We start from the raw sequence: 18383 nt of genomic DNA, 5'->3' as shown, positions 1-18383 counted from the left end.
CCCAGATGACCCCCAGATGACCCCCGCGTCGATGTATGACCGCGGCCCGGACGGCGCGGTCATACATCGACCGGGGGGTGGTGCAGGGCCTCGGGCAGGGGGTCGGCGTGGACGATCGTCAGCTCCGACACGGCCCGCGTCAGCACGACGTAGAGCCGGCGCAGCCCCGTGCGCTCGTCGGGCTCGGCGGCGGCGATCGCTGCCGGCTCGACGACGACCGTCCGGTCGAACTCGAGACCCTTGGCGACGCTCGCCGGCACGACCTCGACCGGGTGGTCCTCGTCGTCCCCGTGGTCGCGGTCGACCCGCCCGTGGGGGACCCCCGCAGCGGTGAGGGCCGCCGACAGCGCTGCGACGGCGGCGTCGGCGACGATGACGCCGACCGAGCCGGGCGAGGCGGCCGCCGCCTCGACGGCGCGAACGACTTCGGCCTCGAGTGCGCCGAGCAGCACGGCCCGGATCGCGAGGCGACCGGGGTTGTCGCGCACCGACACCGGAGCGCCGAGGCCGGGCGCCATGAAGGGCAGCAGACGCGCGGCATACTCGATGACCAGGCCCGGGACCCGGAAGCCGCGGTCGAGGACCACGAGGTCGTGCCGGGCCTTGCCGAGGTGGCCCATCGCCTCGTCCCACGAGGACGTCGCCCACGGCGTCGTGCCCTGGGCGATGTCACCGAGGACGGTCGCAGACCCGGTCGAGCACCGACGGCCGACGGCACGCAGCTGCATGGGGGAGAGGTCCTGGGCCTCGTCGAGGACGACGTGCCCGAGACTCGGGGTCCGGTGGAGCAGGTCGGCGACCTCGTCGAGGAGCGCCATGTCGGCGAACGTCCATCGCGCCGCCCCCTTGGTGCGAACCGGCTTGTCCCACAATAGCGCCCGCTGTTCATCGTCGTCGAGGACGCCGTCCGCAGCGGCTCGCAGCGCGTCGGCGTCGGACCACAGCCGGTGCAGCACCGCCTGTGGGTCGAGCGCCGGCCACACCGAGGCGACGTACTTCCGGACGGGGACCGACCTCGCGACGGCGTCCTGGACGCGGTCGTCGGGTGCCTCGCCGGCGCGCTCCATCTCGAGCAGCACGTGGTGGGCGAGCCGTTGGGGGAGCAGGTCGCGCGCCGCGGCGTAGCGAACGCCGCGCGTCGCAAGCTCGTCGAGGATCTCCTGCACCTCGTATGCCGGAACGCGCCACTTGCGCACCCCGCGCGGCACCACGACCGCCTCGTCCGGGCGACCGACGTGCGACCACACCGCGCGGCGCAGCACCTCGGCGAGCCGGGGATCGCCCTTGAGCGTCGCGAGGCCGGCCGGCTCCACCGCCCGGACCCGCCCGTGGTCGAGCAGGGACTCGATCGTCGCGTGTCCGACGCGTACCTCGCCGAGCGAGGGCAGCACCGCACCGATGTGGTCGAGGAACGCCCGGTTCGGTCCCACGACCAGCACGCCCGAGCGGTCGAGGCGCTCGCGGAAGGAGTAGAGGAGCCACGCGGCGCGGTGCAGGCCGACCGCGGTCTTCCCGGTGCCCGGCGCCCCCTGGACGCAGACGGTGACGCCCACGTCGCTCCGCACGATCTCGTCCTGCTCGGGCTGGATCGTCGAGACGATGTCGCGCATCGGGCCGGTGCGAGGCCGCTCGATCTCTGCGGAAAGCAGCGAGCCTGCGCTCGCGCCGGCCGAGCGCGCGGGCTCGCGCAGATGCTCGTCCTCGATCGCGGTGAGGCGCCCGCGGTCGACCCCGAACCGGCGCCGCAGCACGACATCCATCGGCTCGAGCGGTGAGGCGCGGTAGAACGCGGTCGAGATCGGCGCCCGCCAGTCGACCACGACGGGGTCGCCGGCCTCGTCGGAGACGTGGCGGCGGCCGATGTGGAACTGCTCGGGCGTGCCGCCTGCCGGCTCGACGTCGATGCGTCCGAAGAAGAGCGTCGTGTGCGGGTCGTCCTGCAGCGAGGCGATCCGGCGCGCGAGCACGCGGCCGAGCACCTCTCCCGAGATTGCGTCGCTCGCCTTGGCGGCGTCGAGCGACTCGGCGAGGCGCCGCATCCGGCCGAGCTGCTCCCTCGCCTCGTCGAGGTAGGCCTGCTCCTCGGCGAGCTCGTCCGCGAGCCCATCGACGAGGTGGTCCGTGCGGTCGGCGCTCGCGGGCGAGGGCATCACGAAGCAGCCTTTCAGGACCGGGGATGCAGGGGGAGGGGCAGCCTACACCGGCGAAGGCCCCGACCGGCGACGACGATTCCGCGTTCGGGTGGCCGCCCGGCTAGACTCGTGCGGCAACTCCCCAAGTCAAAGAACGTCCGGGGCTGCGGCGTGCCCAGCGGCGCGCGCCGAGCCGGCCGGCATACGAAAGTGGTTTGTGACGATGGCTTCGACCAACGACCTCAAGAACGGCATGGTGCTCAACATCGAGGGACAGCTCTGGTCCGTCGTGGAGTTCCAGCACGTCAAGCCGGGCAAGGGCCCCGCCTTCGTGCGCACCAAGCTCAAGAACGTGCTCTCCGGCAAGGTCGTCGACAAGACGTTCAACGCGGGTGTCAAGGTCGAGACGAGCAACGTCGACAAGCGCACCATGCAGTACCTCTACAAGGACGGCACCGACTTCGTCTTCATGGACACCGACACCTACGACCAGCTCCACGTGTCGGAGACCGTCGTCGGCGACACCGCCAACTACCTGCTCGAGAACCAGAACGCCATCGTCGCGACCAACGAGGGCGCCCCGCTCTACGTCGAGCTCCCGGCCTCCGTCGTCCTCGAGATCACGCACACCGAGCCGGGCCTGCAGGGCGACCGCTCGACCGGCGGCACCAAGCCGGCGACGCTCGAGACCGGCGCCCAGATCCAGGTGCCGCTCTTCCTCGAGACCGGCACGAAGGTCAAGGTCGACACCCGCGACGGGTCGTACCTCGGCCGCGTCAACGACTGACGTCCCGGTGGCCGCACGCACCAAGGCCCGAGCCCGGGCCCTCGACATCCTCTTCGAGGCCGACCAGCGCGGCCTCAACGCCGTGACGCTCCTCGACGAGCGGCTCGGCGATCCCGAGTCGCGCGCGGGCAACAACCCCTACACCGCCGAGCTCGTGCGTGGGGTCGTCGCCAAGTGGGGCGACATCAACGCCGCGCTGACCGACTACAGCCAGGGGTGGACGCTCGAGCGGATGCCTGCGGTCGACCGGGCCATCCTGCGCCTCGGCGCGTGGGAGGTCCTCTGGAACGACGAGATCCCCGACGCCGTCGCGATCTCCGAGGCCGTGGCGCTCGCGACCGAGCTCTCCACCGACGAGTCCCCGAGCTTCGTCAACGGCCTCCTCGGCCGCCTCGCCGAGGTCAAGGCGACGATCGTCTGACCCCGTTCCTCACGAAGGGCCGGCTCCCGCTCGGGGCCGGCCCTTCGTCGTCCACGGACGACGCGGTCGTATGCCGCTGGGCCCGCCCCACCTCGCGGGTTCGGGGGCGTCGGGCTGCCACGGCACGAGGCGCGTCGAGAGCGCCTCGCGCAGCAGGTAGACTCAGCCCGAATCGACATCCTTTAACCACCGTCCTGTGAGGCGGGGAAGGAGGTCCAGCGGCTGTGACCTGCCCTGACCTGAGTGCGCCCAATCCCACCTCGAGCACCCCGGCTGACGCCCGTGACGTCATGAGTGCCGACGACATCGCCAGGGCGCTGCGGCGCATCGGCCACGAGATCCTCGAACGCAACAAGGGCGCCGAGGGGCTCGTCCTCCTCGGGATCCCCTCTCGCGGCGTCCCGCTCGCGCGCCGCCTCGCCGCGGCGATCTCCGAGGTCGAGGGCACGCAGATCCCGGTCGGAGAGCTCGACATCACCCTCCACCGCGACGACCTCCGCCGCCACCCCGTGCGTGCCGCACACCGCTCGCGGATCCCCGAGACCGGCATCGACGACCGCGTCGTCGTCCTCGTCGACGACGTCCTCTACTCGGGGCGGACGATCCGGGCGGCCCTCGACGCCCTCTCCGAGCTCGGCCGCCCGCGCGCCGTGCGTCTCGCCGTCCTCGTCGACCGCGGCCACCGCGAGCTGCCGATCCGGGCCGACCACGTGGGCAAGAACCTCCCGACCTCGCGCGACGAGCGCATCCACGTCAGGCTCGCCGAGCTCGACGGGCTCGACGTCGTGCGCATCAGCGGGGGCGAGGCCCGATGACCCGGCACCTCATCTCGTCGGCCGACCTCAGCAGGCAGGACATCGAGGACATCCTCGCGACGGCCGCCTCGATGCACGACCTCCAGCGGCGCGAGGTCAAGAAGGTGCCGACCCTGCGCGGGCGCACCGTCATCAACTTCTTCTTCGAGGACTCGACCCGCACCCGCTCCTCGTTCGAGATCGCCGGCAAGTGGATGTCCGCCGACACCATCAACCTGTCGGCCAAGGGCTCCTCGACGAGCAAGGGCGAGAGCCTGCGCGACACCGCCATGACGATCGACGCCATGGCGGTCGACGCCCTCGTGATCCGGCACAACGCGTCCGGCGCGTGCCACCAGGTCGCCCAGTGGGTCAGGGCCAGCGTCATCAACGCGGGCGACGGCACGCACGAGCACCCGACCCAGGCGCTCCTCGACGCCTACACACTGCGCACCCGCCTCGATGACCTCGAGGGCAAGCACGTCGTCATCGTCGGCGACCTGACGCACTCGCGCGTCTTCCGGAGCAACGTCATCACCCTCAAGAAGCTCGGCGCCCGGGTCACGGTCGTCGCGCCGCCGACGCTCATGCCGAGCGGGATCGGGACGTGGAGCGAGACCGACGGGTTCGCCACGAGCTGGGACCTCGACGCCGTCCTCACCGCCGACGAGCCCGTCGACGCCATCATGATGCTCCGCGTCCAGAAGGAGCGGATGAGCGGCGGCTACTTCCCGACCGCCCGCGAGTACACCGTCGGCTACGGCCTGACGCGTGAACGCCTCGAGGCGCTCGTGCGCCGCAACCCCGGCGTCCTCGTCCTGCACCCGGGCCCGATGAACCGCGGCCTCGAGATCGCCGCCGACGCCGCGGACGCCCCGCAGTCCGTCGTCCTCGACCAGGTCTCGGCGGGTGTCGCGGTGCGGATGGCGGTGCTCTACCACCTCCTCGCCGGCGACGACGCAGCGAGCGGTCCCCTGACGGGATCGGCCGCGACGGGAGCCCTGCCCGCTTCAGGCGCGCTCGCCAGTGCCCTCACGACCATGGAAGGGGGTGCGCTCCGATGAGCCGCCTGCTGATCAAGGGCGCCCGCCTCCTCGGGGCCGAGGGCGCCGACCTGCTCGTCGAGGACGGCCTCATCCGCGAGGTCGGCCGGGTCGACGCGACCGGTGTCGACACGACCGTGGACGCCGACGGCCTCGTCGCCCTGCCGGGGCTCGTCGACCTCCACGTCCACCTGCGCGAGCCGGGCCGCGAGGACGCCGAGACGATCGCCACGGGCTCCGCAGCGGCCGCGGCGGGCGGCTTCACCGCCGTCTTCGCGATGGCCAACACGAGCCCCGTCACCGACACGGCGGAGGCCGCCGAGCGCGTCCTCGACCTGGGTGCCGCCTGCGGCCTCACCCAGGTCGTTCCCGTCGGCGCCGTGACGAAGGGCCTCGAGGGCGTCGAGCTCGCCGAGCTCGGCCTCATGGCCCGGTCGAGGGCCCGCGTCCGGGTCTTCTCCGACGACGGCAAGTGCGTCCACGACGCGCGGATCATGCGGCGCGCCCTGGAGTACATCAAGCCCTTCGGCGGCGTCATCTCCCAGCACGCCCAGGACCCCCGCCTCGCCGACGCCTCGGCGTGCTGCCACGAGGGCGAGGTCTCAGGCCGGCTCGGTCTGCCCGGGTGGCCCGGTATCGCCGAGGAGTCCATCGTCGCCCGCGACGTCATGCTCGCCCGCCACACCGGGTCGAGGGTCCACATCGCGCACGTGTCGACAGCGGCATCCGTCGAGGTGATCCGCTGGGCCAAGGCGCAGGGCATCGAGGTGACAGCCGAGGTCACGCCGCACCACCTCGCCCTGACGACGGACCTGCTCACAGGATATGACCCCGTCTACAAGGTCAACCCGCCGCTCCGGCCGGCGGAGGACGTCGAGGCGCTGCGTCAGGCGCTCGTCGACGGCACGATCGACGCCGTCGCCACCGACCACGCCCCGCACGCCCGCCACGACAAGGAGCACGCCTTCGTCGACGCAGCCTTCGGGATGCTCGGCCTCGAGACGGCGCTACCCGTCGTCAGCGAGCTCCTCGTGCGCCCCGGCCTGCTCGACTGGGCCGGCGTCGCCCGCGTCATGTCGGTCAACCCGGCCCGGATCGGGCAGCTCGCCGGCCAGGGCCGCCCCCTCGCAGCCGGGAGCCCGGCCAACCTCACCCTCATCGACCCCGACCGCGCCGTCACCGTCGACGCCGCCACCAGCCGGAGCCGCTCCCGCAACAACCCGTGGCACGGCCGCACCTTCACCGGCGCGGTCGTGACGACGGTGCACCGCGGGCGCGTCACCCACGGCACCGACCACCAGCTCACCCCCTCGACCGCGACGGAGAACGCCCTGTGACCCTCAACGTCCCCAGCCAGCACCGCGAGCCGGCCATCCTCGTCCTCGAGGACGGCCGGACCTTTCGCGGATCGTCCTACGGCGCCCTCGGCGAGACCGTCGGCGAGGCCGTCTTCTCCACCGGCATGACCGGCTACCAGGAGACCCTGACGGACCCCAGCTACCACCGCCAGGTGATCGTCATGACGGCCCCGCACGTCGGCAACACCGGCGTCAACCGCGAGGACGACGAGTCGGCGCGGATCTGGGCAGCCGGCTACGTCGTGCGCGACCCCGCCCTTCGCTCCTCCAGCTGGCGTGCGACGCGCGACCTCGAGGACGAGCTGCGCGAGCAGGGCGTCGTCGGGATCTGCAGCATCGACACCCGCGCCCTGACCCGGCACCTGCGCGAGCGCGGCTCGATGCGGGTCGGGGTCTTCAGCGGCGCCGCCGCCGCTCGTCCCGAGCCCGAGCTGCTCGACGTCGTCCGGACGAGCCCCCAGATGGCCGGCTCGGCGCTCGCCGCCGAGGTCTCGACGACCGAGCCGTACATCATTCCCGCGGTCGGCGAGAAGCGCTTCATCGTCGCGGCGCTCGACCTCGGCATCAAGGCCATGACTCCGCACCTCATGTCTCTGCGCGGGATCGAGGTCCACGTGCTGCCGGCCACGGCGACGCTCGACGACGTCCTCGCCATCGGCGAGCACGGCCCCGACGGCGTCTTCTTCTCCAACGGGCCGGGCGACCCCGCCACGGCCGACCGCGAGGTGGGCCTGCTGCGTCAGGTCCTCGACGCGCGGATCCCCTTCTTCGGGATCTGCTTCGGCAACCAGCTCCTCGGCCGGGCCCTCGGCTTCGGCACCTACAAGCTGAAGTACGGCCACCGTGGCATCAACCAGCCGGTCATGGACCGGACGACCGGCAAGGTCGAGGTGACGGCCCACAACCACGGCTTCGCCGTGGACGCGCCGATCGACCGGGAGAGCGACACGGCATACGGCCGCGTCCGCGTCTCGCACGTGTGCCTCAACGACGACGTCGTCGAGGGTCTGGAATGCCTTGACCTGCCTGCCTACTCGGTGCAGTACCACCCGGAGGCCGCCGCCGGACCGCACGACGCGGCCTACCTCTTCGACCGCTTCCTCGACCTGATGGAACAGCGTCCGGCGCTCGTCGCGCCTGGACCGACGAGCGATGCGAGCGAAGCGAGCGAGTCGAGGAGGGAAGGCGCGACGACACGAAGCGCCGGACCCGCGACCGAAGGGAGCAATTGACATGCCCAAGCGCGACGACATCAAGAGCGTCCTCGTCATCGGCTCCGGGCCGATCGTCATCGGCCAGGCGTGCGAGTTCGACTACTCCGGAACGCAGGCCTGCAGGGTGCTCCGCGAGGAGGGCATCCGCGTCGTCCTCGTCAACAGCAACCCCGCGACCATCATGACCGACCCGGAGTTCGCCGACGCGACGTACGTCGAGCCGATCACGCCGGAGGTCGTCGAGGCGATCATCGCCAAGGAGCGCCCCGACGCGGTCCTCGCGACGCTCGGCGGCCAGACCGCCCTCAACTGCGCCATCGCCCTGCACGAGAACGGCGTCCTCGAGAAGTACGGCTGCCCGCTCATCGGCGCCAACGTCGAGGCGATCCAGCTCGGCGAGGACCGCGAGAAGTTCAAGGGCGTCGTCGAGCGCTGCGGCGCGGAGTCGGCGCGCTCGGTCATCTGCCACACGATGGAGGAGTGCCTCGCCGCGGCGGAGGAGCTCAGCTACCCGGTCGTCGTGCGTCCCAGCTTCACCATGGGCGGGCTCGGCTCCGGCTTCGCCTACGACGAGGCCGACCTGCGCCGCATCGCCGGCCAGGGCCTGCAGTACTCCCCGACGACCGAGGTGCTCCTCGAGGAGTCGATCCTCGGCTGGAAGGAGTACGAGCTCGAGGTCATGCGCGACCACGCCGATAATGTCGTGGTCGTCTGCTCCATCGAGAACCTCGACCCCATGGGCGTCCACACCGGCGACTCGATCACCGTCGCCCCGGCCCTGACGCTCACCGACCGCGAGTACCAGCGCCTGCGCGACATCGGCATCGCGGTCATCCGCGAGGTCGGCGTCGACACGGGCGGGTGCAACATCCAGTTCGCCGTGAACCCGCTCGACGGGCGCATCATCGTCATCGAGATGAACCCGCGCGTCTCGCGCTCGTCGGCCCTCGCGTCGAAGGCCACCGGCTTCCCGATCGCCAAGATCGCCGCGAAGATGGCCATCGGGTACACCCTGGACGAGGTGCCCAACGACATCACCCGCGAGACGCCGGCGAGCTTCGAGCCGACGCTCGACTACGTCGTCGTCAAGGTCCCGCGCTTCGCCTTCGAGAAGTTCCCGGCAGCCGACCCGACGCTGACGACGACCATGAAGTCGGTCGGCGAGGCCATGTCGATCGGCCGCAGCTTCACCGAGGCGCTCCAGAAGGCGCTGCGCTCGCTCGAGAAGAAGGGCTCGTCCTTCCACTGGGAGGGCGAGATCACCACGCTCCACGCCGAGCGCGCGCTCGAGGAGGCCAAGGTCCCGACCGACGGCCGCATTGTGCTCGTCCAGCAGGCGCTCCGGGGTGGCCTCTCCGTCGAGACCGTCCACGAGGCAACGGGCATCGACCCCTGGTTCCTCGACCAGATCCAGCTCATCAACGAGGTCGCGGCCATGCTCGCCGACGCCGACGAGCTGACGCCCGAGCTCCTGCGGCTCGTCAAGCGCCACGGGTTCAGCGACGCGCAGATCGCCTCGATCCGCCGTATGCCGGAGGCCGTCGTCCGCGGGGTTCGCCACGCCCTCGGGGTGCGCCCCGTCTTCAAGACCGTCGACACGTGCGCGGCCGAGTTCGCGGCCGAGACGCCCTACCACTACTCGTCCTACGACGAGGAGACCGAGGTGGCGCCCCGCGAGCGGCCCGCGGTCATCATCCTCGGCTCGGGCCCCAACCGGATCGGCCAGGGCGTCGAGTTCGACTACTCCTGCGTCCACGCCTCCTTCGCGCTGCGCGACAAGGGGTTCGACACGGTCATGGTCAACTGCAACCCCGAGACGGTCTCGACCGACTACGACACGAGCAGCCGCCTCTACTTCGAGCCGCTCACGCTCGAGGACGTCCTCGAGGTCATCCACGCGGAGGCGCAGGCGGGGCCCCTCGCCGGCGTCATCGTCCAGTTCGGCGGCCAGACACCCCTCGGCCTCGCCCAGGCGCTCGCCGACGAGGGGGTGCCGATCGTCGGCACGTCGCCCGCGGCGATCCACCTCGCCGAGGACCGGGGCGCCTTCGGCCAGGTCCTCGCCAGGGCCGGCCTCATCGCCCCGAAGCACGGGACGGCCTTCAGTGCCGAGGAGGCCCTCGCCGTCGCCCGCGAGATCGGCTACCCGGTCCTCGTCCGCCCGTCCTACGTCCTCGGCGGCCGCGGCATGGTCATCGTCTACGACGACGACTCGCTCGTCACCTACGTCGAGAAGGCGACCGAGGCCTCGCCGGATCACCCGATCCTCATCGACCGCTTCCTCGACGACGCGATCGAGATCGACGTCGACGCGCTCTTCGACGGCGAGGACATGTACCTCGGCGGGATCATGGAGCACGTGGAGGAGGCCGGCATCCACTCCGGCGACAGCTCCTGCACGCTGCCGCCCGCCACGCTCGGCGACGGCGAGCTCGAGCGGGTCCGCGTCGCCACGCGCAAGCTCGCCGAGGGCATCGGGGTCCGCGGGCTCATGAACGTCCAGTTCGCCCTCGCCCAGGACATCCTCTACGTCATCGAGGCCAACCCGCGCGCGTCGCGCACGGTGCCGTTCGTCGCGAAGGCCACCGGGGTCCCGCTCGCGAGCGCCGCGGCCCGCGTCATGCTCGGCTCCACGATCGAGGAGCTGCGCGACGAGGGCCTCCTGCCGCCGACCGGCGACGGCGGCACGCTGCCCGACCACGCCCCCATGTCCTGCAAGGAGGCCGTCCTTCCGTTCAAGCGCTTCCGGACGAGGGAGGGCGTCGCGGTCGACTCGCTCCTCGGGCCCGAGATGCGCTCCACGGGTGAGGTCATGGGCATCGACAAGGACTTCGGCTCGGCCTTCTCCAAGGCCCAGCAGGGCAGCGGCTCGGGCCTGCCGCGCTCGGGGGCGATCTTCGTGTCCGTCGCCAACCGCGACAAGCGCGCGATGCTCTTCCCGGTCAAGCGCCTCGTCGACCTCGGCTTCACGATCCTCGCGACGAAGGGCACGGCGGCCGTCCTCAAGCGCAACGGCATCGAGGCGACCGTCGTCCGCAAGATCACCGAGCGGGACGGCGCCGGGGAGCCGGGGGAGCGCTCGATCGTCGACCTCATCCACTCCGGCGAGGTCCAGATGGTCGTCAACACCCCGTCGGGCCAGGACGCCCGGGCCGACGGCTACGCGATCCGGGCCGCCACGACGAGCGCCGACAAGCCGATCATCACGACGATCGCGACCCTCGCGGCCGCCGTCCTCGGCATCGAGGCACAGCTGACCGAGGAGGTGCGGGTCAAGTCGCTCCAGGACCACGCCCGCGACCTCGACCTCTACGGCCGCAAGGCGGCGGCGGTGGTGGTCGCATGACGGGCGCCCTCTCCACGACTGCGGGGGGCCGGCGCGGCGCCGTCGCCCACGAGGTCGCCGAGGTCGTCGGGACGCGCCGGGTCGGCGCCTACCAGCACCTGACGCTCGTCGCCCCCGGCGCCGCGGACCTGGCACGGCCGGGCCAGTTCGTCGCCCTCGCCGTCGGGGACGAGTCGTCCGCGACCCTCTTGCGCCGGTCGTTCTCGATCCACCGGGTCACCCCGACCGGCGGCGACGGCACGAGCGCCACGGGCCTCGGGACCGTCGAGATCGTCGTCTCGGCGGTGGGGCCCGGCACCCGCTGGATCACCTCCCGCCAGCCGGGCGACACGGTCGATGTCATCGGACCGCTCGGCCAGGCCTTCCCGCTCCCGACGGACCCGACGTCATGCGTCCTCGTCGGTGGGGGCTATGGGAGCGCTCCGCTCTTCTGGCTCGCCGAGGCGCTGCGTGAGCGTGGCTGCCACGTCGAGCTCGTCCTGGGCGCCGCGAGCGAGGACCGGCTCTTCGGCGTCGACGAGGCCCGTCGGAGCGGCGACGGCGTCACCATCACGACCGACGACGGCTCGGCCGGGCACCGCGGATGGGTCAGCGACGTCCTGCCCGGGATCATCGAGCGGACGAGTGCCGGCATGGTCTACGGCTGCGGACCGATGGGGATGCTGAGGTCGATCACCGACATCGCCGCGGCGCACGGCGCCGTCGCGCAGGTCGCCGTCGAGGAGTCGATGGCGTGCGGTGTCGGCGTCTGCATGACATGCGTCATGCCCGTCGTCGGCTCGGACGGGCGCACCCGGATGGTGCGCTCCTGCGTCGAGGGCCCGGTGTTCCGTGGTGACGCGGTGCGCTGGGACGCCTTCGAGGGCGGCCACTGCCGGGTCCCCGATGACGCCGTCGGCGCGCCCAGGGTGGGGGGTCACTGATGGTCGACATGTCCGTCACCCTCGCCGGGCAACGCCTCCGCAACCCGCTCATGACCGCCTCCGGCTGCGCCGCGAACGGCAAGGAGCTCCACCGCTTCTTCGACGTGGCCGAGCTCGGCGCCTTCGTGACGAAGTCGGTGATGGCCGAGCCGCGGTCCGGCCGCGGCACCCCGCGCATGGCGGAGACTCCCTCCGGGATGCTCAACTCCATCGGGCTGCAGGGTCCCGGTATCAAGGCCTTCGTCGAGGAGGACCTTCCCTGGCTCGCCTCGGTCGGCGCTAGGGTCCTCCCCTCGATCGCCGGGAGCTCGAGCGAGGAGTATGCCGAGGTCGCATCGGTCCTCGCGGCGAGCGAGGCCTTCGGCGCGGCCGTCGGTGTCGAGGTGAACATCTCGTGCCCCAACGTCGCCAACCGCGGCCTCGTCTTCGCCTGCGACCCTGTCGCGTCGTCGACGGTCATCTCGCTCGTGCGCGAGACGCTGCCCCCGCGGGTGCCGGTCTTCGCCAAGCTCAGCCCCGACGTCACCGACATCACGGCCATCGCCGCGGCGTGCCTCGACGCCGGCGCCGACGGCCTGACGATGATCAACACGCTCCTCGGGATGGTCATCGACACCGACCGGATGCGTCCGCAGCTCGGGGGTGTCACGGGCGGGCTGTCCGGGCCGGGCATCCGGCCGGTCGCGGTCCGGGCCGTCTGGCAGGTTCGCCGGGCCATGCTCGAGGGCGTCATGCCGACCGTCCCGATCATCGGGGTCGGCGGGGTGCGCACCGGTCGCGACGCGCTCGAGCTCGTGGCCGCCGGCGCGAGCGCGATCCAGGTCGGCACGGCGACGTTCAACGACCCGGCCGCGCCCGTTCGCGTGCTCGACGAGCTCACGGGCCTGCTCGAGTCCAAGGGCTTCGCCTCCTTCGGCGACGCGGTCGGCGTGGCGCACCAGCGATGACGCCGACGACCCCCGCGATGACCCCACAGACACAGGTAGGAGAGACCATGACGAGGTTCGGCGTGCGCCTCCGGGCGGCCATGGACGCGCATGGCGCGCTCTGCGCCGGCATCGACCCGCACCGCGCGCTCGTCGAGTCGTGGGGACTGGCGTATGACGTGTCCGGGCTCGAGCGGTTCGCGCTCACGTGCGTCGAGGCGTTCGCCGGCCGGGTCGCCGTCGTCAAGCCCCAGTCGGCGTTCTTCGAGGTCTTCGGGAGCCGCGGGGTCGCCGTGCTCGAACGGGTCCTCACCGAGCTGCGCGAGGCCGGCACCCTGACCATCCTCGACGCGAAGCGGGGCGACATCGGCTCGACGATGGCCGCCTACGCCGAAGCCTTCCTCGGCGCCGATGCCGTCGCGCCGGCCGACGCGATCACCGTGAGCCCCTTCCTCGGCTACGAGTCGCTGAGGCCCGCGATCGACCTCGCCGAGCAGCACGGCAGGGGTGTCTTCGTCCTCGCCCTCACGTCCAACCCGGAGGGGGCGGGCGTCCAGCACGCGGTGCGGCAGGGTCGGAGCGTGGCCGGGACGATCGTCGACGGGGCGACGCGCGACAACGCGCCGGCCCGCGAGAGGGGCGAGCTCGGAGGCGTGGGGCTCGTCATCGGCGCAACGGTCGGCTCTGCGGTCTCCGACCTCGGTCTCGACCTCGCGGCCGCCGCCACGCCGATCCTCGCGCCGGGTTTCGGCGCTCAGGGCGGGACGGTCGCCGAGCTCGACCGTGTCTTCGGCGCGGCTCGCCCACAGGTCCTCGCGTCGTCGAGCAGGGAGATCCTCGGCGCAGGTCCTGACGTGAATGTCCTTGCTGCACAGGCTCGCCGCGTCGCGGACTCGCTCCTGGGGTGAGCCCGAGCGGTGCCGGGACGACCACTACGGTTGGGCCACATGACTCACACCACCCTGTCCATCCGCCGCCTCGCCCGCGGCACCGCCCTCCTCGCGGTCCTGCCGCTCGCCGCCGCCTGCAGCGGTGGTAGCACGCCGACTGCCACCAGCACACCGGTCGCCTCGGCGGTGACGAGCACGACCACGCCGACCACGACGACCACGACGACCACGTCGACCATGTCGACCACGACGGCCCCCGCAGCCGGCGACCTCGCGGCCTACTGCGCCACCCTGAAGACGTCGTGGGCCGAGCTCCAGACCCTGACCGGCAACATCGGCGACCGCGAGGGGCTCCCGAAGGCACTAACCCTGCTCAACCGGATCGAGACGGCGGCTCCCGCCGAGGTGAAGCCGGCCTGGGGCGACTTCATCGGCTCCATCGAGACGACGGCGTCGGGCGGCGCGAAGGCGCTGACCGCTGCGATGCCCAGGATGGAGTCGGCGGGCACGAAGATCGAGAGCCACGCCAGGACGGCGTGCGGCATCGACCTCGGCTCCTGACACCCGGCATCGGGCGACCCGGTGGCCGCGTTGCGACGCGGTCGTCGGGGTCGCTAGGTTCGGCGAGAACACCACCGCGTCCACCCGCGCGCCATCGCGCGCCCACAGGCACCAAGGAGAACCGTCATCGTGGCGCTTCCACCGCTCACCCCCGAGCAACGCGCGGCAGCACTCGAGAAGGCCGCTGCGGCACGCCGGGAGCGGGCGGCGGTCAAGAACCGCCTCAAGTACTCCAGCGGCTCCCTCGCCGAGGTCATCCAGGACGGCAAGGTCGATCCCGTCATCGGGAAGATGAAGGTGACCGAGCTGCTCGAGTCGATGCCCGGCGTGGGCCGCGTGCGGGCCAAGGCGATCATGGCCGAGGTGGGCATCGCCGAGTCCCGGCGCGTCCGGGGCCTCGGCGCCAACCAGACGGCGGCCCTGCTCCGCCGTTTCGAGCGCTCATGACGTCAACGACCGGGGGCTCCGCCACGGACACCCGCCCCGCGCCGGGACGCCTCACCGTGCTCGCCGGCCCGACGGCGGTCGGAAAGGGCACGATCGCGGCCTATGTGCGCACGCACTTCCCCGGCGTCTGGTTCTCCGTGTCGATGACGACCCGCAAGCCGCGTCCCGGCGAGGTCGACGGGGTGCACTACCACTTCGTTGACGACCACGAGTTCGACCGGCTCGTCGCGGCGGGGGAGTTCCTCGAGTACGCCGTCGTCCACGGAGCGGCCAAGTACGGCACGCCGCGGGGGCCGGTCGAGCGGGCGATCCGCGAGGGCAGGGACGCCCTCCTCGAGATCGACCTTCAGGGCGCCCGGCAGGTCCGCGAGACGTGGCCCGACGCGCTCTTCGTCTTCCTCGAGCCGCCGAGCTGGGACGAGCTGGTCCGGCGCCTCGTCGGACGGGGTACGGAGGAGGAGGCCGAGCGCGAGCGCCGCCTCGACACGGCGCGGGCCGAGCTGGCGGCCAAGTCGGAGTTCGACGAGGTCATCGTCAACGACGATGTTCGTCGCGCCAGCGAACAACTCGTATCATTGATGAGATCGGGACGCGCCAGCCGGTGAGTCCCTTTGTTGGCGCGTGCGACCGTCGCCGCCGCCGGCCGCACTCCCAGACCACGTCCACGAACGAAACGAGAACACTGTGTCCGGTACCCAGGCTGCTCCCATCGGCATCACCAAGCCGCCGATCGACGACCTCCTGACCGCCGCCGACTCCAAGTACGCGCTCGTCATCTACTCCGCCAAGCGCGCCCGCCAGATCAACGCCTACTACTCCCAGCTGCAGGAGGGCCTGCTCGACTACGTCGGCCCGCTCGTCGAGACGGAGGTCCACGAGAAGCCGCTGTCGATCGCGCTGCGTGAGATCAACGAGGGACTGCTCACCTCCACCCCCACCGAGGCCTGACCCGCCCCGATGACTCGACTGCGCGTCGTCCTCGGCGTGAGCGGCGGGATCGCCGCGTACAAGGCGTGCTCCCTCCTGCGGCTCTTCACCGAGGCGGGACACGACGTGACGGTCGTGCCGACCGCGGCGGCGCTCCAGTTCGTCGGGGCGCCGACGTGGGCCGCGCTCTCGGGCAAACCCGTGAGCACCGATGTGTGGACCTCGGTCCACGAGGTGCCCCACGTCAGAATCGGCCAGGGCGCCGACCTCGTCGTCGTGGCCCCCGCGACCGCTGACGTGCTCGCCAAGGCCGCTCACGGCATCGCCGACGACCTGCTCACCAACACGCTCCTCACCGCTCGCTGTCCTGTCGTCTTCGCCCCGGCGATGCACACGGAGATGTGGGAGCACGCGGCGACGCGCGCCAACGTGGCCACGCTGCGCTCTCGCGGGGCTCACGTGATCGACCCCGCGGAGGGCCGCCTGACCGGCAAGGACACCGGCCCGGGACGCCTGCCGGAGCCCGACGTGCTGTATGCCGCGTGCCTGGCCATCGTCGACGCGCCGGCTGCCGCTGCGCCCGCCGACGCGGCGCCGACGCCCTCCTTCGAACCCGGCCCGGCGGCATACGCCTCGACCGGCTCGCTGGAGGGCCGCACGGTCGTCGTGTCGGCGGGAGGCACCCGCGAGCCGCTCGACCCGGTGCGCTTCCTCGGCAACCGGTCGTCGGGCAAGCAGGGGTACTCCATCGCACGGGTCGCGGCGGCCCGAGGTGCCGCGGTGACCCTCGTCGCCGCCAACGTCTCCCTGCCCGCGCCCGACGGCGTCGAGGTCGTCCCCGTCGAGACCACGCTCCAGCTCGAGGAGGCCGTCCGCGACGCCGCCCGTGACGCGGACGTGGTCGTCATGGCCGCCGCGCCGGCCGACTTCCGGCCGGCGACGGTGAGCGACAGCAAGATCAAGAAGTCGTCCGAGACTCCTGGCCTGCGCCTCGAGCTCGTCGAGAACCCCGACATCGTCAAGGGGCTCGTCGCCGACCGTCGCGCCCGGTCCTCCGCGCGGCCGGTCATCGTGAGCTTCGCCGCCGAGACCGGTGACGCCGACGGCACCGTCCTCGAGCACGCCCGCGCGAAGTTCGCCCGGAAGGGGTCGGACCTCCAGGTCGTCAACGAGGTGGGCACCGACAAGACCTTCGGTCGCGACGACAACACCGTCCACCTCATGGTGCGCGGCTCCGACGAGGTCGTCTCCGTGGGCCCCGCCTCGAAGGACGCCGTCGCCGAAGCCGTGCTGGACGCCGTCCTGCGGCTGCTCGACTGACGGATACACTCTCGCCCGAGACGGCCAACCCGCGCAGCCGAGACCCAAGGTAGGGAGAACCAGTGCCTGCACGTCTGTTCACGTCCGAGTCCGTCACCGAGGGGCACCCGGACAAGATCTGTGACCAGATCAGCGACTCGATCCTCGACGCAATCCTGCGCGAGGACCCGCAGGCGCGCGTCGCCGTCGAGACGCTGGTCACGACCGGGCTCGTCCACGTCGCGGGCGAGGTCTCGACGACCGGATACGTCGAGATCCCCAAGATCGTGCGCGACACGATCCTCGAGGTCGGCTACGACGGCTCGCAGAAGGGGTTCGACGGGCGCACCTGCGGAGTCTCCATCTCGATCGGCGCCCAGTCGCCCGACATCGCGCAGGGCGTCGACACGGCGCACGAGAACCGCCACGGCGGCGTCGACCCGCTCGACAAGCAGGGCGCCGGTGACCAGGGCCTCATGTTCGGCTACGCCTGTGACGACACGCCCGAGCTCATGCCGCTGCCGATCTTCCTCGCGCACCGGCTCTCGGAGCGGCTCACCTTCGTGCGCAAGAGCGAGGAGCTCGCCTATCTGCGCCCCGACGGCAAGACCCAGGTGACCATCGCCTACGACGGCAGCAAGGCCGTCAAGCTCGACACGGTCGTGCTCTCGACGCAGCACGCCCCCGACGTCTCCCTCGAGGGCATGCTCGAGCCGGACATCAAGGCGCTCGTCATCGACCCGGTCCTCGAGGAGCTGCGCGAGGGCGGCAGCGACCTCGACGTCTCCCAGTACCGCGCGCTCATCAACCCGACCGGCCGCTTCGAGATCGGCGGCCCGATGGGCGACGCCGGCCTGACCGGCCGCAAGATCATCGTCGACACCTACGGCGGCATGGCCCGTCACGGCGGGGGCGCCTTCTCCGGCAAGGACCCGAGCAAGGTCGACCGTTCGGGGGCCTACGCGATGCGCTGGGTGGCCAAGAACGTCGTCGCCGCGGGCCTCGCCCGCCGCTGCGAGGTGCAGGTCGCCTACGCCATCGGCAAGGCACAGCCGGTCGGCCTCTACATCGAGACGTTCGGGACCGAGACGGTCCCCGTCGACCAGATCCAGGACGCGATAGGCATGGTGTTCGACCTCCGACCGGCCGCGATCGTCGACGCCCTCGACCTGCTCCGCCCGATCTACAAGCCGACCGCCGCCTACGGCCACTTCGGCCGGACCCACGCGCTCGGTGTCGAGAACGCCTTCACCTGGGAGCGGCTCGACCGGGTCGAGGCCCTTCGAGCCGCCGTCGCCGGCTGAGGCTAGGTTCG

General features: G+C 71.8%; 17 protein-coding genes. 16 read left to right on the top strand and 1 reads right to left on the bottom strand.

Annotated features, from left to right (window positions below; translation table 11 throughout):
• Window positions 1-59 precede the first annotated feature (59 nt).
• Window positions 60-2150, bottom strand: a complete 2091-nt coding sequence (locus N865_RS04105) for a HelD family protein (protein ID WP_034801853.1) — start codon at window positions 2148-2150, stop codon at window positions 60-62.
• Between the two features lie 205 nt (window positions 2151-2355).
• Between N865_RS04105 and efp the strand changes: the two genes are divergently transcribed.
• From efp to metK, 16 genes are all read left to right on the top strand, one after another.
• Entirely contained in the window at window positions 2356-2919 is a 564-nt protein-coding gene (efp, locus tag N865_RS04100) for an elongation factor P (RefSeq protein WP_034801909.1), read from the top strand.
• A gap of 7 nt (window positions 2920-2926) precedes the next feature.
• Window positions 2927-3340: a transcription antitermination factor NusB gene (nusB, locus tag N865_RS04095; RefSeq protein ID WP_034801851.1), complete on the top strand. Its 414-nt coding sequence runs from the start codon at window positions 2927-2929 to the stop codon at window positions 3338-3340.
• Window positions 3341-3579: 239 nt separating this feature from the next.
• Window positions 3580-4155, top strand: a complete 576-nt coding sequence (gene pyrR, locus N865_RS04090; protein WP_281173478.1) for a bifunctional pyr operon transcriptional regulator/uracil phosphoribosyltransferase PyrR — start codon at window positions 3580-3582, stop codon at window positions 4153-4155.
• Window positions 4152-5198 carry an aspartate carbamoyltransferase catalytic subunit gene (locus tag N865_RS04085; protein ID WP_051510088.1) on the top strand — a complete coding sequence of 349 codons (1047 nt, stop codon included), beginning with the start codon at window positions 4152-4154 and terminating at the stop codon, window positions 5196-5198. Before pyrR ends, N865_RS04085 begins: the two co-directional genes overlap by 4 nt.
• Window positions 5195-6514 carry a dihydroorotase gene (locus N865_RS04080; protein ID WP_034801847.1) on the top strand — a complete coding sequence of 440 codons (1320 nt, stop codon included), beginning with the start codon at window positions 5195-5197 and terminating at the stop codon, window positions 6512-6514. The genes N865_RS04085 and N865_RS04080 overlap by 4 nt, the downstream gene beginning before the upstream one ends.
• A complete protein-coding gene (carA, locus tag N865_RS04075; RefSeq protein ID WP_084327923.1) occupies window positions 6511-7767 on the top strand; it encodes a glutamine-hydrolyzing carbamoyl-phosphate synthase small subunit in 1257 nt (418 codons plus the stop codon). Before N865_RS04080 ends, carA begins: the two co-directional genes overlap by 4 nt.
• 1 nt (window position 7768) lies before the next feature.
• Complete coding sequence (gene carB / locus N865_RS04070) at window positions 7769-11095, top strand: carbamoyl-phosphate synthase large subunit (protein ID WP_034801845.1); 3327 nt, start codon at window positions 7769-7771, stop codon at window positions 11093-11095.
• Window positions 11092-12018: a dihydroorotate dehydrogenase electron transfer subunit gene (locus tag N865_RS04065; protein ID WP_034801843.1), complete on the top strand. Its 927-nt coding sequence runs from the start codon at window positions 11092-11094 to the stop codon at window positions 12016-12018. The genes carB and N865_RS04065 overlap by 4 nt, the downstream gene beginning before the upstream one ends.
• Window positions 12018-12965 (top strand): dihydroorotate dehydrogenase, encoded by a 948-nt coding sequence (locus N865_RS04060; protein ID WP_034801841.1) that lies wholly within the window; start codon window positions 12018-12020, stop codon window positions 12963-12965. Before N865_RS04065 ends, N865_RS04060 begins: the two co-directional genes overlap by 1 nt.
• A 47-nt stretch (window positions 12966-13012) precedes the next feature.
• Window positions 13013-13852 (top strand): orotidine-5'-phosphate decarboxylase, encoded by an 840-nt coding sequence (gene pyrF / locus N865_RS04055; protein WP_034801839.1) that lies wholly within the window; start codon window positions 13013-13015, stop codon window positions 13850-13852.
• A gap of 39 nt (window positions 13853-13891) precedes the next feature.
• Window positions 13892-14395: a hypothetical protein gene (locus tag N865_RS04050; RefSeq protein WP_034801837.1), complete on the top strand. Its 504-nt coding sequence runs from the start codon at window positions 13892-13894 to the stop codon at window positions 14393-14395.
• 129 nt (window positions 14396-14524) lie between these two features.
• Entirely contained in the window at window positions 14525-14842 is a 318-nt protein-coding gene (mihF, locus tag N865_RS04045) for an integration host factor, actinobacterial type (protein ID WP_034801835.1), read from the top strand.
• Window positions 14839-15447, top strand: a complete 609-nt coding sequence (gene gmk, locus N865_RS04040) for a guanylate kinase (RefSeq protein WP_051510086.1) — start codon at window positions 14839-14841, stop codon at window positions 15445-15447. The genes mihF and gmk overlap by 4 nt, the downstream gene beginning before the upstream one ends.
• Window positions 15448-15526: 79 nt before the next feature.
• Complete coding sequence (rpoZ, locus tag N865_RS04035; protein ID WP_034801833.1) at window positions 15527-15790, top strand: DNA-directed RNA polymerase subunit omega; 264 nt, start codon at window positions 15527-15529, stop codon at window positions 15788-15790.
• 18 nt (window positions 15791-15808) lie between these two features.
• Window positions 15809-17089 (top strand): bifunctional phosphopantothenoylcysteine decarboxylase/phosphopantothenate synthase, encoded by a 1281-nt coding sequence (locus N865_RS04030; protein WP_211244850.1) that lies wholly within the window; start codon window positions 15809-15811, stop codon window positions 17087-17089.
• Window positions 17090-17151: 62 nt separating this feature from the next.
• Window positions 17152-18372, top strand: coding sequence for a methionine adenosyltransferase (gene metK / locus N865_RS04025; RefSeq protein WP_034801829.1), 1221 nt, complete (start codon window positions 17152-17154; stop codon window positions 18370-18372).
• The last annotated feature ends 11 nt before the right edge of the window (window positions 18373-18383 follow it).

Source organism: Intrasporangium oryzae NRRL B-24470 (genome assembly GCF_000576595.1).
Classification (GTDB): Bacteria; Actinomycetota; Actinomycetes; order Actinomycetales; family Dermatophilaceae; genus Intrasporangium_C; species Intrasporangium_C oryzae.
Note: the sequence above shows the minus strand (reverse complement) of the source record. Positions and strands in the feature narration are given on the sequence as shown.

Excerpts from the sequence above, each read along its gene's own strand:
- N865_RS04105 (WP_034801853.1), bottom strand. The coding sequence starts at position 2,150 with ATGCCCTCGCCCGCGAGCGCCGACCGCACGGACCACCTCGTCGATGGG.
- efp (WP_034801909.1), top strand. The coding sequence starts at position 2,356 with ATGGCTTCGACCAACGACCTCAAGAACGGCATGGTGCTCAACATCGAG.
- N865_RS04085 (WP_051510088.1), top strand. The coding sequence starts at position 4,152 with ATGACCCGGCACCTCATCTCGTCGGCCGACCTCAGCAGGCAGGACATC.
- N865_RS04080 (WP_034801847.1), top strand. The coding sequence starts at position 5,195 with ATGAGCCGCCTGCTGATCAAGGGCGCCCGCCTCCTCGGGGCCGAGGGC.
- carB (WP_034801845.1), top strand. The coding sequence starts at position 7,769 with ATGCCCAAGCGCGACGACATCAAGAGCGTCCTCGTCATCGGCTCCGGG.
- N865_RS04065 (WP_034801843.1), top strand. The coding sequence starts at position 11,092 with ATGACGGGCGCCCTCTCCACGACTGCGGGGGGCCGGCGCGGCGCCGTC.
- N865_RS04060 (WP_034801841.1), top strand. The coding sequence starts at position 12,018 with ATGGTCGACATGTCCGTCACCCTCGCCGGGCAACGCCTCCGCAACCCG.
- pyrF (WP_034801839.1), top strand. The coding sequence starts at position 13,013 with ATGACGAGGTTCGGCGTGCGCCTCCGGGCGGCCATGGACGCGCATGGC.
- N865_RS04050 (WP_034801837.1), top strand. The coding sequence starts at position 13,892 with ATGACTCACACCACCCTGTCCATCCGCCGCCTCGCCCGCGGCACCGCC.
- gmk (WP_051510086.1), top strand. The coding sequence starts at position 14,839 with ATGACGTCAACGACCGGGGGCTCCGCCACGGACACCCGCCCCGCGCCG.